This window comes from Clostridium lacusfryxellense, assembly GCF_018861735.1.
Lineage (GTDB): Bacteria > Bacillota > Clostridia > Clostridiales > Clostridiaceae > Clostridium_AD > Clostridium_AD lacusfryxellense.
Genome location: NZ_JAHLEB010000004.1, coordinates 49475 through 62789, shown reverse-complemented (window position 1 = coordinate 62789; position 13315 = coordinate 49475). Strand labels below are relative to the sequence as shown.

General features: G+C 31.5%; 13 protein-coding genes. 1 reads left to right on the top strand and 12 read right to left on the bottom strand.

From position 1 onward, the window contains the following. Positions 1-47 precede the first annotated feature (47 nt). The 3 genes from recG to KPL55_RS04155 all read right to left on the bottom strand — a co-directional run bounded on the left by recG (position 48) and on the right by KPL55_RS04155 (position 4195). Positions 48-2084: an ATP-dependent DNA helicase RecG gene (recG, locus tag KPL55_RS04165; protein ID WP_216305451.1), complete on the bottom strand. Its 2037-nt coding sequence runs from the start codon at positions 2082-2084 to the stop codon at positions 48-50. Between the two features lie 97 nt (positions 2085-2181). Next, a complete protein-coding gene (locus tag KPL55_RS04160; protein ID WP_216305450.1) occupies positions 2182-3831 on the bottom strand; it encodes a fatty acid kinase ATP-binding subunit FakA in 1650 nt (549 codons plus the stop codon). Positions 3832-3844: 13 nt separating this feature from the next. Beyond that, positions 3845-4195 (bottom strand): Asp23/Gls24 family envelope stress response protein, encoded by a 351-nt coding sequence (locus KPL55_RS04155; protein ID WP_216305449.1) that lies wholly within the window; start codon positions 4193-4195, stop codon positions 3845-3847. 209 nt (positions 4196-4404) lie between these two features. Between KPL55_RS04155 and rpmB the strand changes: the two genes are divergently transcribed. Further along, positions 4405-4596, top strand: a complete 192-nt coding sequence (gene rpmB, locus KPL55_RS04150; RefSeq protein ID WP_216305448.1) for a 50S ribosomal protein L28 — start codon at positions 4405-4407, stop codon at positions 4594-4596. 306 nt (positions 4597-4902) lie between these two features. On the opposite strand, the gene KPL55_RS04145 is transcribed toward rpmB, so the two are convergent. From KPL55_RS04145 to KPL55_RS04105, 9 genes are all read right to left on the bottom strand, one after another. Further along, entirely contained in the window at positions 4903-5073 is a 171-nt protein-coding gene (locus KPL55_RS04145) for a hypothetical protein (protein WP_216305447.1), read from the bottom strand. A 141-nt stretch (positions 5074-5214) separates the two neighbouring features. Beyond that, positions 5215-5850 carry a thiamine diphosphokinase gene (locus tag KPL55_RS04140; protein WP_216305446.1) on the bottom strand — a complete coding sequence of 212 codons (636 nt, stop codon included), beginning with the start codon at positions 5848-5850 and terminating at the stop codon, positions 5215-5217. Position 5851: 1 nt separating this feature from the next. Beyond that, positions 5852-6502 carry a ribulose-phosphate 3-epimerase gene (gene rpe, locus KPL55_RS04135; protein WP_216305445.1) on the bottom strand — a complete coding sequence of 217 codons (651 nt, stop codon included), beginning with the start codon at positions 6500-6502 and terminating at the stop codon, positions 5852-5854. Continuing rightward, positions 6499-7368, bottom strand: a complete 870-nt coding sequence (rsgA, locus tag KPL55_RS04130) for a ribosome small subunit-dependent GTPase A (protein ID WP_216305444.1) — start codon at positions 7366-7368, stop codon at positions 6499-6501. The genes rpe and rsgA overlap by 4 nt, the downstream gene beginning before the upstream one ends. Before the next feature lie 70 nt (positions 7369-7438). Further along, positions 7439-9403, bottom strand: a complete 1965-nt coding sequence (gene pknB / locus KPL55_RS04125; protein ID WP_216305443.1) for a Stk1 family PASTA domain-containing Ser/Thr kinase — start codon at positions 9401-9403, stop codon at positions 7439-7441. Next, positions 9378-10130 carry a Stp1/IreP family PP2C-type Ser/Thr phosphatase gene (locus tag KPL55_RS04120; protein ID WP_216305442.1) on the bottom strand — a complete coding sequence of 251 codons (753 nt, stop codon included), beginning with the start codon at positions 10128-10130 and terminating at the stop codon, positions 9378-9380. The genes pknB and KPL55_RS04120 overlap by 26 nt, the downstream gene beginning before the upstream one ends. 12 nt (positions 10131-10142) lie before the next feature. After that, a complete protein-coding gene (rlmN, locus tag KPL55_RS04115) occupies positions 10143-11180 on the bottom strand; it encodes a dual-specificity RNA methyltransferase RlmN (RefSeq protein WP_216305441.1) in 1038 nt (345 codons plus the stop codon). A gap of 27 nt (positions 11181-11207) precedes the next feature. After that, complete coding sequence (gene rsmB, locus KPL55_RS04110; protein WP_216305440.1) at positions 11208-12536, bottom strand: 16S rRNA (cytosine(967)-C(5))-methyltransferase RsmB; 1329 nt, start codon at positions 12534-12536, stop codon at positions 11208-11210. A gap of 28 nt (positions 12537-12564) precedes the next feature. After that, the gene (locus KPL55_RS04105) at positions 12565-13242 is read right to left on the bottom strand and encodes a zinc metallopeptidase (RefSeq protein WP_216305439.1); all 678 of its coding nucleotides are present in this window, start codon (positions 13240-13242) and stop codon (positions 12565-12567) included. Positions 13243-13315 lie beyond the last annotated feature (73 nt).

The window sequence follows — 13315 nt, the reverse complement described above, 5'->3', positions numbered from 1 at the left end:
ATAATATTTTAACATATATATGTAATTTATACAAAACTATTTTTTTCTTAATTAAAACAAATGTAGTTAGAACTTTTCTTTATTTTTTCTATTATATCATTTTTCACAACCACATCTTCACTATTATTGCTTTGTATTAAATTCTTTGCTTCATTATTTGCCAGCTTTAAAATATCGATGTCACAAATCACATCTGCTAGAATTAAACCTGATTCACCAGACTGCCTAATTCCAAATAATTCTCCTGCACCTCTAGTTTTTAAATCTTCTTCGGCGATATAAAAGCCATCATTACTTTTTATAAGTACCTCTAGTCTTTTTCTAACTATATTATTTGTAATTTTAGCCAGTAGTATACAATAGGACTTATACTTTCCTCTCCCTACTCTTCCTCTAAGTTGATGAAGTTGTGCAAGCCCAAATCTTTCTGAGTTTTCAATTATCATAACTGTGGCGTTAGGCACATTTACTCCCACTTCAATTACCGTAGTAGAAACTAGCACTTTAATTTCTCCATCTTTAAATTTATCCATTACTTCATTCTTAAGCTTACTGGGCATTTTACCATATATCATTGCTATATTTGTATCCTTAAATTGTTCTTTCTTTAACTTTTCATAAAGCATTTCAACTGAGCTTAACTTCATATCTTCATTTTCTTCTACTAGCGGACAAACTATGTAAACTTGTCTTCCTTTATTAATCTCATTTAGTGCAAAATCATACACATGATCACTTGAGGACATATTTTCATAACTTGTATCTATTTTTTGCCTTCCAGGTGGCAATTCATCAATGATAGAAACGTCTAAATCACCATATAAATATAATGACAATGTTCTAGGAATCGGGGTAGCTGTCATTACAAGAATATCTATGTTTTTACCCTTGTTTGAGAATCTATTCCTTTGTGATACCCCAAAGCGATGTTGCTCATCAGTAACTACCATTCCTAAGTTTTTAAATTCTACATTATCTTCAATAAGTGCGTGTGTTCCTATAATAATATCAATGGTTCCATTTTTTAATTCATCTTTAATCAATTGTTTGTTTTTAGCTGATGTACTTCCGCTTAATAATTTAATATTTAATGGAAAATCTTTTAATACATTTTGAATTTCTGCATAATGTTGTTTTGCCAAAATTTCGGTAGGCGCCATCATAGAAGTTTGGTACCCATTCTTCACCACATTAAACATAGTAATTATAGCGACTATAGTTTTGCCACTACCAACATCTCCTTGAAGAAGTCTATTCATGCCTTTATCTCTTTTTTGATCTATTAGAATCTCTCTTACAACTCTACTTTGGGCCCTAGTAAGTTCAAATGGGAGTTGATCCTTAAGCAATGTAAGTTCTGGTGCTATTTTAAACTGAATACCATCATTATGAAATTTTATAAATTCTTTTAACATTAATATCTTCAATGAATATGTAAATAACTCTTGGAATTTAAGTCTTCTTCTGGATTCATCAAGTAGTTCTGAACTTTTAGGACTATGTATATTGCGCACCGCATCCTCCAAAGAGCAAAATCCATATTTGTCCACAATCCATAAAGGCAAACTCTCTGTTATATTAATATCACTAAGCACTCCTGATATAATTTTATTGAAGAAATTATTTGTAATATTGTTTTTAAGGGGGTATTTTGCAATAATCTTATTTGAATCCATTGATGTATTTTTTACTATTTTGGGATTCATAATAGTTATTTCTTCCTTAAATTTGTTCACTTTGCCTGTAATAATATAATTATTTGAAACCTTAAAGCTATTTTTTGCATATTTCTGATTAAACCATTTACCTTTAAACTTATTTTCACCTTGAGAAAAAACTATAGTCGAGAGTGTTTTATTATTTTTTAATCTAACATCTTTTAATATATTTAAAACATTACACTCTATAATAACATTTTCGCTTTCTACGCATTCTAGAATGCTTTTATGGACAGATACATTCTCATAATCTCTTGGAAAATATAATAGTATATCTAATACATTAAAAATCCCACACATATTCAGATTCTCTGCCATTTTAGGGCCAACGCCCTTTATATATTTTATATCGCTATAAATATCCATAAATACCACTCCAAGAATAAGATTTTAATAAAGACCCTGTTTATTATATAACGTCCATGCTAGGCACATCTCCACAAGAAAAAAAGCCCTAGGGCTTTTATTCAACTGACGCAATAAAATAATATAAGGGTTGTTTTCCATTATAATGTTGAATGTCTATATCTGGATATTTGCGTTCTAATTCAGAAATAAATTCTTCTACTTGAGTAGTAACACAATCTTCACCATAGAAAATTGTAATAAGTTCGCTGTCGCTAGTAATCATACCGGCAATAATATCTGAGCAAACTTTATAAATATCCGTTCCAACTTCTTTAATTTCTTGCTCAACTAGACCTAAAATATTTCCTTCTTTTATAATAATTCCATCAGATTCAGTATCCTTTATAGCATATGTTACAGAAGCTGTTGCAACATTTCTAATTGCTTCTTTTAACGCTTTCTCATTTTCCTCTACACTTACTTCTGCATTAAACATTGTAACAGCTGTTATTCCTTGTGGTATAGTTTTCGATGGAATAACCATTACATTTTTATCTGATAATTCAACAGCTTGCATTGCAGCCATAATTATATTTTTATTATTAGGCAATATAAATATATTCTCAGCATTAATTTTATTAATACTATCTAATATGTCTTGCGTACTTGGATTCATAGTTTGGCCGCCTTCAATTACAACATCCACACCTAAATCCTCGAATATACTCCTAATACCTTCCCCAAGAGCAACAGATACAAATCCATATTTTTTATTTTCAGAATTATTTTCTTTTGGTTTATCTATTTCCTTTGTTTCCTCATTATATATTCCTAATAAATTTCTATGTTGTTCTCTCATATTTTCAATCTTCACTTTAGACAATTCTCCCAGTGTAACTGCTTTTGATAGCACAAGACCTGGATCATTTGTGTGTATATGGATTTTAAGAAACTCATCCTGGGAAACTACAACCATCGAGTCTCCAAATTTTTCTAAATATTTTTCAAGTTTATTGGTATCAACATTTGGAGCTATTACTAACAATTCAGTGCAGTAACCAAACTTTATGTTTACAGGTATATTAGATGCCGCAGATGGTGTTGTTTCTACTTTAGTATTTAGCTTGTCAACCTGATTAATTGTAGCCTGTATGTTATTGCTTAAAGCTTCATACATTCCTTTAAACAATATTAGAAGTCCCATTCCACCTGCATCAACTACCTTTGCCTCCTTTAGTGCTGGAAGCATGTCTGGAGTTTTATCTAACACTATTTCACTATGCTTGCATACCTCTTGCATAAGTTGAATGATATTTTCCGCCTCGCTATTAACTGCGCATTCCCCTGCAGCTCTAATAATAGTTAAAATAGTTCCTTCAGTGGGTCTCATTACTGCCTTGTAAGCAAAATTTGCACCTTCTAGAATACTTTTAGCTAATTCCTGAGTTGTGGCATCTGATTTCCCCTCTAATCCCTTTGCAATGCCTCTAAATATTTGTGATAGTATGACACCTGAATTACCTCTTGCACCCATGAGAGCGCCTCTAGCTATCTTCTTTGACACCTCTGCGATAGACTCATCTTCCATGTTTTCAATTTCTTGTACTGCTGATTTAAATGTCATTGACATATTAGTACCTGTGTCTCCATCTGGAACTGGAAATACATTCAGCGCATTTACGTATTCTTTTTTTTCTTCTAACCTATTCGATGCATTTATTACCATGTTACGAAAGTTTTGTCCATTTATTTTAAAGTATTCCACTGTTTATTCCTCCTTAGACCCTTACACCTTGAACGTTCACTGTTATTGCTGCAACGCCCAGTCCTGTATAATTTTCAACATTATATCTTGTTTTTTGAATTATATTGTTTGCTATTACAGATATTTTTGTTCCGTATTCAACTATTATATACAGTTCAATAAATAGTTTATTTTCCTTAGAACTAATTTTAACTCCTTTATTTAAACTATCATTCTTAATTAATTGCCAAAATCCATCCTTAGCATCTTTGAGTGCCATTCCTACAACTCCATAACACTCAGTTGTAGAAATGCCAACGATATTGGCTAATGCTTCCTCTGAATAATATATAGTACCATTCTCATTCGTAATGTTACCTTTCATTGCAATTCCTCCTTATACTTATCTCTTATAGTTCCATATAGATTATTTTATATTATATTAGCAATTTTTTCAACAAAATTAATTTAATAATTGGTTTAGTTATTAATACTTTTGAATTTCACTTGCAAGCATAGTGCTATCTATGTTACAATAATGCGTGTTTCAATTGAGAAGATTTTGTTCTTCATAGTCTTAAGGAGGTGTTTTCATTGTCAAGAAAATGCGAAATATGCGATAAAGGTGTTATTTCAGGTAGCCAATATAGTCACTCACACCGTGAGTCAAAAAGAAAATGGGCTCCAAATATTCAAAAAGTTAAAGCTATAGTAAGCGGAACGCCTAAATCTATACATGTATGTACTAGATGTCTTCGTTCAGGTAAAGTACAACGTGCTATATAATTAAAAAATAAAGATGCAGCCTAACAGCTGCATTTTTTATTTAAATTCAGCCTAACAGCTGCATTTTTTATTTAAATTCAGCTTAACAGCCGAATTTTTTTAAATTCAGTCTAACTATTTCTTTTTCTATGTTATTTTCTTAGAAAAAACCTAATTATTCGAGACATAAATCTCGGTAATTTAATTGCCATAATTTTCATCTCTCTTACCTCCGTTTAATATATATACTTCAAATATAATATATTGATTATAATTCCCTAAACACTTCAATAAATTCTTTTAATTCCTCCTAAATATAATGCAACACTAACAATGATTGTTATGATTCATTATACAAAAGCCACAATAAACAATTCCTCCTCCCACAACAATTATCCACCACCAAAATGGTACTATTACTACTGTTATTATTCCTATGCCTAAACATGTTATGATTACTCCAAGTTGCCGTTGTAAAAACCTAAACCACCTTCTCATAAGTATTCCCCTCTCAAAGTACTCCAGTATTATTATATGACTCGCTCAAGGTAATGTTTACAAAATAAAAAAACTATTTTTTTTATTGAAGTCTTCAACCTAAATTGAAGTCAGCAATAAAAAAAATAGTTTTGTTTAGCATTAATCTTTTGATAATATTATCATAAGTATTCCTGCTTTAAATTTAATATTAACCATAGGCAATATAAACTCATTTGAGATAGTTATACTTTGACCAATTTTCAAATTATAATTGTTCAATGGATATTTCGAGCCTTCAATGGTTAATCCGATTACCTCATCGCCATAAGCCTGAAGTGAGAATGTTTGCCCCACAGTGCCCTTTAATGAAGTTGAAGCATCAGTTAACCTAATATAGTTGTTTTGGTCTACAATACACGCCTCAACGCCATTTTCAAGGCAATTTTTTAGCATACCAATATTACCAAGCAAATGATCAACCCTACTTCCAGTGCATCCCATTAGTACTATTTTATTTGGCTTCATGCTCAGAGCCTTTTGAACTGCAATTTCAGTGTCAGTAAAATCTTTTTCTGTAGGGTAAGTATCTATTCTACAATTATTTTTTTTAAAATGGTACAATATCTTCTTATCAATAGAGTCAAAATCTCCAACAAGTAAATCGGGTTTTATATTATAGCGAAACAAGCAATTTGCCCCGCTATCCGCTCCGATTAAAAATGCACCATCTTCCATTTCCTTAGTAAGTAATTCTTTCGAGGGTGGATTTCCTCCTGATATTATTATTACCTTCATATTAAATTGATGACCTTAAGCCCTTTATGTTTTTCTCGATTTCATTATTCTTAAATACTCCAGAGCCTGCTACAATTACATTGGCCCCGCTCTTAACAACTTCACCAATATTTGTGTCATCAACGCCACCATCCACTTGAATCATAATGTCTTTATTATAAATATCTGCAAGATCTCTAACTTCTTTAATTTTATTTGAAGAGTACTTAATATACTTTTGTCCTCCAAATCCTGGGTTTACTGACATAATCAGCACCATATCAAGATTGCTTACTAAATCTTTAATTAATGCTACAGGCGTTCCAGGATTTAATGCTATACCTGCTTTAATACCAAAACTCTTAATATAATTAATAGTTCTATCAATATGCCTATCAGCTTCATAATGAACAGTTATAATATCTGCTCCCGCATTCACAAAATCTTCTACATATCTAGAGGGATCCTCTATCATAAGATGAACATCGAATGGCAATTTCGTTATATTTCTAACACTCTTAATTATAGGAATGCCAAAAGAAATATTTGGTACAAACATACCATCCATAACATCTATATGAATCATATCCGCGCCACACGCTTCTAACTCCCTAATATGTTCTCCAAGTCTTGAAAAATCCGCTGACAGTATTGATGGTGATATTTTTATCATTTGTTATTCCCCCTAGCAATAATTTCTTCTAATGTTTTGATATAAAATTTATATCTATCAGTGTAAATTTCTTTAGCTTCAACAGCTTCCTTGACCCTACAGTTAGGTTCTTTATTGTGAACACAATTAGAGAACCTGCACTCACCTCTATAATCTTCAAATTCAGGGAAACAATCTTGCAATTTTTCCTTCTCTATAAAGTCTAAACTTAATGATGAAAATCCTGGAGTGTCTAGTAAAAATCCTTCTTCATATTCAATAAGCTCACTGTGCCTAGTTGTATGTTTACCTTTCTGAGATTTCTTACTTATATCGCCAGTTTTCATAGCTTCCCTTCCAAGTAGACTATTAAGAATAGTTGATTTTCCAACTCCAGATGGTCCACAAAAAACGGTAATATTGTCTTTAATTTTTGTCTTAAGCTCCAAAAGACCCATTCCCTCTTTTGCTTTTAAAAATACAATATCACATCCAACGCTCCTTAATTCTTTTATAAGATCATCATCAACCTCAGAAACTAAATCTAGCTTATTTAAACAAAGCACTATTTTTAACCTATAATGTTCACAAAGCACTAGAAATTTATTAAGTAGTTCCATATTTAAATCAGGTTTCTTAAAGGCGAAAACTACAAACGCTTGAGTAACATTAGCAACTACCGGCCTTATCATTTCTGTATCTCTTGCAAAAATTTTCTCAATTACGCCTTTAGTAACATCTGTCTCAAGCATTATTTCCACCCGGTCACCAATAACAGGAGAAAGTCCAGTATACCTGAACTTCCCCCTTGCTTTACATTCTATGACTTTGTCTTCAACTTTTACAAAATATAATCCACCTATACCCTTTATGATTACTCCTTGCATATATCCTCCTTCATTCACTTTTGACTTACATTATTAAATGTTTTTCATAAGTTACAATTATCTATTTTTATTATTGAGGTGGGGTTGTTGTTCCCGTAGGTGCTACTGGCGCTACCTTGCTTGTTAAAGTTATAACATCTCCAACGTTTGCCTTAGTTCCTGCAACCTTGTCTTGCGAATCAACAATATCTTCATCATTACCAGGAACTGATATAGTTATATTCTGCTGCGTAGCTAGATCTTTTGCAGCTTTAACAGTTTTATCTTTAAAGTCTGGAACATCAAATTGTTCTTTTACAGGTTCTTTATACTTGTAAATACTAACGCCTACAGCAGTACCTTCTGGAACTTGAGTCTCTTTAGGTATAGTTTGCCCAAATACCTTACCATCCAGCGCTTGATCACTTGTTTCTACTTCTTTTTTTTCACCTAATTTTAAATTTTTAGCTTCCAACATTTGTTTTGCACCATCTAGTGAAAAGTTAAAGTCACTTAGGTTTGGAACCGTTGTATTTTTAATTTCTACGCCCTTACTTATTACTAAACTTACTGAATCACCTTTTTTAACTAAACTGTCCTTATCTGGATCTTGGCTTATAACTACTCCACTAGCAACAGTACTACTATAATCTGATGTAACATTACTAAGAAGTAATCCACTATCCTCAATAATAGCCTCTGCCGATGCTTTATCATACCCTTTAACCAAAGGCATTTTAAAACTTGCTGGACCTTTACTAACAGTAGCTCTTACTTCACTATTAGCTTCAACTTCAGTTCCCTCATCCGGATAACATATAGTAACCGTACCTTCAGGTTCGTCACTATTTTCTTGTAACTCAGTAAACTTTAATTGTTTGGCCACAACTAATTTCTCTGCCTCTGCACTATCCAAACCAATAATTTTAGGAACCAATATCTTCTGCGTAACTACTGCTTGCTTATTAGTAATATAGTTGCTAACAATTACAGCTGCAAGACTACCTAAAATAATTAATAAAATGAATGCAAAAACAACCGCTACCTTTGTTTTATTATTATTTTTCTTATTAACTTTAGATGTTGGTTTTTTAACCACTTCTTCTTCGTCTTCATCTTCTTCGTAATTTTTTTCTTTTTTTTCTTTTTTTGGTTTTTCATAATCTGCTACATTTACTGGCGCCATAACCCTAGTGTACTCATTTTCCATACTCTTTGTTGTTGCTATAGTATATGAGCTATTATTTTGTATTCTCTGCAAATCTAAAAACATTTCTTTCGCAGTCTGATACCTCTTTATTGGTTCTTTTTCTATAGCTTTTAATATTAATTTATTCAAATTCTCAGGAACATTTCTATTTATTTGATTAGGTGGAACAACTTGTTCCTGGATATGTTTTAATGCTACTGATACAGGACTATCTGCATCATAAGGCACTCTACCTGTAACCATCTCATAAAGCACTATTCCAAAAGAATAAATATCCGTTCGAAAGTCTACAAAACTTCCTTTTGCTTGTTCTGGTGAAAAATAATGAGCTGATCCCATAACTGTGCTAGTGTTAGTAATAGTTACAGAACTTGCAGCTTTTGCTATGCCAAAATCTGTAACCTTAACTGTTCCATCTTCAGTTACTAAAATATTGTGAGGTTTTATATCCCTATGAATAATGTTATTTTTGTGAGCACACTCAAGTGCTTTTGCAATCTGCATTCCATAATCTAAAACCTGGTTGTAATTCATGCTACCGTTTTGAAGTATAATTTGCTTTAACGTTTTTCCTTTAATATACTCCATTACTATATAATTAATATCTTTTTCTTGACCAACATCATATATGTTAACTATATTGTTTGATGAAAGGCTAGCTACAGATAAAGCCTCTTTTTTAAACTTTTCCATAAAATTTATGTTATTTGAAAATTCTTCTTTTAATATTTTCACAGCAACATAACGATTGAGTAATTGACACTTAGCTTTATAAACTATCGCCATACCACCCTCTCCGATTTTTTCAAGGAGTTCATATCTACTCCCTAATATGGTTCCTATCATCTCTGCACTCTCCTTCAAACACGATAACGGATATGTTATCCCGTCCACCCTTAGATTTGCTTAAATCCACTAACATTTTGCAGCTAGAAGCATTATTGTCTTCATTTTTGATAATAATATCATACATCTCTGAATAAGTCACATCATTAGTAAGACCATCTGTGCACAAAATGCATTTGATAACACTATTCAAATCAACATCAAATAAGTCAACTTCTACAATCTCATTTGTTCCAAGTGCCCTTGTTATAATATTTTTATTAGGGTGATTCCTAGCGCTTTCTTCAGTTATACTACCATTATCTAAAAGCTGTTGCACTAGAGAGTGATCTCTTGTAACTTTTATCAGTTTTTTATTATTATCAATAATATAACAACTGCTATCACCTACATTTGCAACAACCATTTTATTTTGTTTTTTAAAACAAATTGTTATTGTTGTACCCATTCCTTTAAGAGACTCATCGCCACTTGCAACATCAAATATTTGCTTATTTGCAGATTTTATTCCATCAGAAAGTACTTCTTTTAGATCTAATCCTTGGTGATTCTTTTTTATATAGTCTATTATAATTTCAATGGCGAGTCTGCTCGCAACTTCCCCTGCATTATGCCCTCCCATACCATCTGCTACAGCATATATATCAAAATCATTATCTTCAAAATAACCTACAGAGTCTTCGTTTGTTTTTCTAACATTACCAACATCAGATAAAACCCCCAGCATTGTTACACCCCTTTATTTAAGTTCTTCACATTTAATGTAGCTTCTCCGAAGCTGACCACATGCCGCATTAATATCAAGTCCCATTTCTCTTCTTATTGTTACCTGCACATTATTATTTTCAAGTACTTTCTTAAACTCAGCAACATTATCCTTTGAAGATGTTTTCAATTCATTTTCTTTTATCTCATTAATTGGAATTAAATTAACATGGCATAACATACCCGAGAGTAGATTACTTAGGTTTTCTGCATCTAACCTACTATCATTAAGATCCTTCACAAGAGCATATTCAAAAGTTAACCGCCTATTTGTTTTATTTATATAATACTTAGAGACATCAATTATTTCTGCAATAGAATACTTATTTGCAATCGGCATACTTTTCATCCTTATTTCATCTGTAGCTGCGTGAAGTGAAATAGCCAGTGTTATTTGTAGATTAATATCAGCAAACTCTTTAATTTTAGGTACAATCCCACATGTTGAAATAGTTATATGCCTTTGACCAATATTTAAGCCATTGCCAGAAGTCACAATCTCAAGAAATTTCATTACATTATCAAAATTATCAAAAGGCTCACCGCTTCCCATGAGTACTACATTAGAAATCCTTTCTCCAATTAGGTGTTGTGATTTCATTATTTGAGCTAACATCTCACCTGGTGATAGATTTCTAATCATTCCTCCAATTGTAGATGCACAGAATTTACATCCCATCCTACATCCAACTTGGGTTGATATACATATTGAATTTCCATGTTTATATTTCATAATAACACATTCTATTAAATTACCATCTTCTAACGCAAATAAATATTTCTTTGTATCATTTAGTTTTGAACTATATTCTTCTACAAGTTTTGGTATTCCAATGTGAAAATCACTTTGCAACTTCTCTTTTACACCTTTTGGAATATTATTCATATCTTCAAAGTCCCAAACATCTTTATAAATCCAGTCAAATACTTGTTTAGCCCTAAATTCACTTTCCCCATTAATTTTCATCCATTTTTTCAGCTCTAATAAATTAAGATCTAATATATTTATCATTTTATACTCCTACTATTTTATCATCTTTTATGACTTTCTGATTTTGGCTATAAAAAATCCATCCATATATTCATTTGGAAATATAGTAACATAACCTTTATCACTGTAGTTTATATTATCAAATTCCCCATAAAATACTGGTTCAATATTAAATTCCGGATGTGATTCTATAAACCAATCAACATTGCCTTCATTTTCATTTTTGTTAAGAGTGCATGTTGAATATAAAAGAACTCCACCTTTTTTTACGTATTGAGAAGCATTTTCCATTATCTTTCTTTGTATATCTATTATACCATCTATATCTCTTAAATTCTTGCTCCATTTTATCTCAGGCTTTTTTCTGATAATTCCAAGACCGGAACAAGGTACATCTATAAGAACTCTATCTGCACTTTCAAGTAGCTCCTCAGAGTACTCCGTGGCATCCATCTCATCACAAGTTGTATTTGTAATCCCAATTCTATTTAAATTATCTTTAATTAAAGATAATTTGTTTTTATGTATATCAAACGCACGAACACGGCCTGTATTTCCCATAAGTTCTGCAATATGTGTTGTCTTTCCTCCTGGTGCGCTACAAAGGTCTAACACATTTAGATTTGGAAGAAGATCCATAGAATGAGCTGCGAGCATTGCAGATTCATCCTGAACTGTTATGTTTCCATCATTAAATAAAAGATTGTTCTCTATATTTTTACCTTTAATTATTCTTATTGCCGACGGGCAAGCATAACCTTTTTCTATATTATATCCATTTTCTATGAGTTTTTCCCATATCTCTTTATATGTTAATTTTAAGGTATTAACCCTAACTGTAACATCAGGCTTATAGTTTAGTCCTTTTAGAATTCTTTCAGCGCTTTCACTGCCATATTGCTTTATAAAAAGTTTAACTAGAGCCTTTGTAAATGAATACTCAAAACAAAGTCTGTCAATGTTGTCTTCTTCATTATAATATTTAACGTCTGGATCTCTAAGATAACTTCTAAGCACCCCATTTACAAGTTTTGAAGCTCCTACATTGCTCATTTTTTTTGTTAAATTTACTGCTTCATTAACCGCTGCAAAGCTAGGTACTTTGTCTAAAAATCTAATTTGATAGATTGAGATTCTTAGTATATTTAAAACAAAACTCTCTAATTTATCTATTCCTTTTTTAACATATCGTAGCAGTATTTTATCTATACTATATTTATATTTTAAAGTACCATAAACTATTTCTGTAACTAATGCCTTATCTTTATCACTAAGTTCTGATTTATTAAGTTCAAGTCCTAATACAATATTCGAATAAGCATTTTCATTTAATACTTTTTCTATAACCACAATTGCTACAAGTCTACTATTATTCATACCTTTACCTCAATCTTCTATTTGATTTTTATCTATCGCGACTTATAATCACAAGACGTATAAGCTGAGATATTGCCATTAATGTTGCAGCTACATAAGTCATAGCCGCTGCACTTAATACTGATTTAGCACCTTTTATTTCGTCTCCATAGAGAATATTCCTAGATTCTAAAACTTTAATTGCTCTACTAGAAGCATTAAATTCAACAGGTAGTGTAACTAACTGAAATAATACAACTGCTGAAAATAATATAATTCCAACATTTATAAGAGAATGAATACTAAAAATTATTCCTATTAGAAATAGTACCCAGGATGCATTAGAACTAAAATTAACAGCAGGAACAATAGCATTTCTGAGCTTTAATGGCACGTATTTTTCTTTATCTTGAAGTGCATGACCTGTTTCATGCGCAGCAACCCCAATAGAGGCTACTGAAATTCCATTATACACATCTGATGAAAGCCTCATTACCCTTTTAGTTGGGTCATAATGATCAGTAAGTTTACCTTGCACTATCTCAACTGGTATATCAAAAAGTCCAGCTGCATCTAAAAGCATTCTGGCTACTTGTGCCCCAGTATATCCATTTACACTATTCACCTTAGGGTATTTTTTAAAAGACGATTTAATTTTCATCTGCGCAATTGCTGCTATAATTATAGCTGGCAATAATATTATTATAGTGCTATCGAAAAAAAACATATTCATTCTCCTCTCATTTGTTTTTGAATAATTATAAAATAATAATTTAAAACATAAACAAATTTTGTATTTA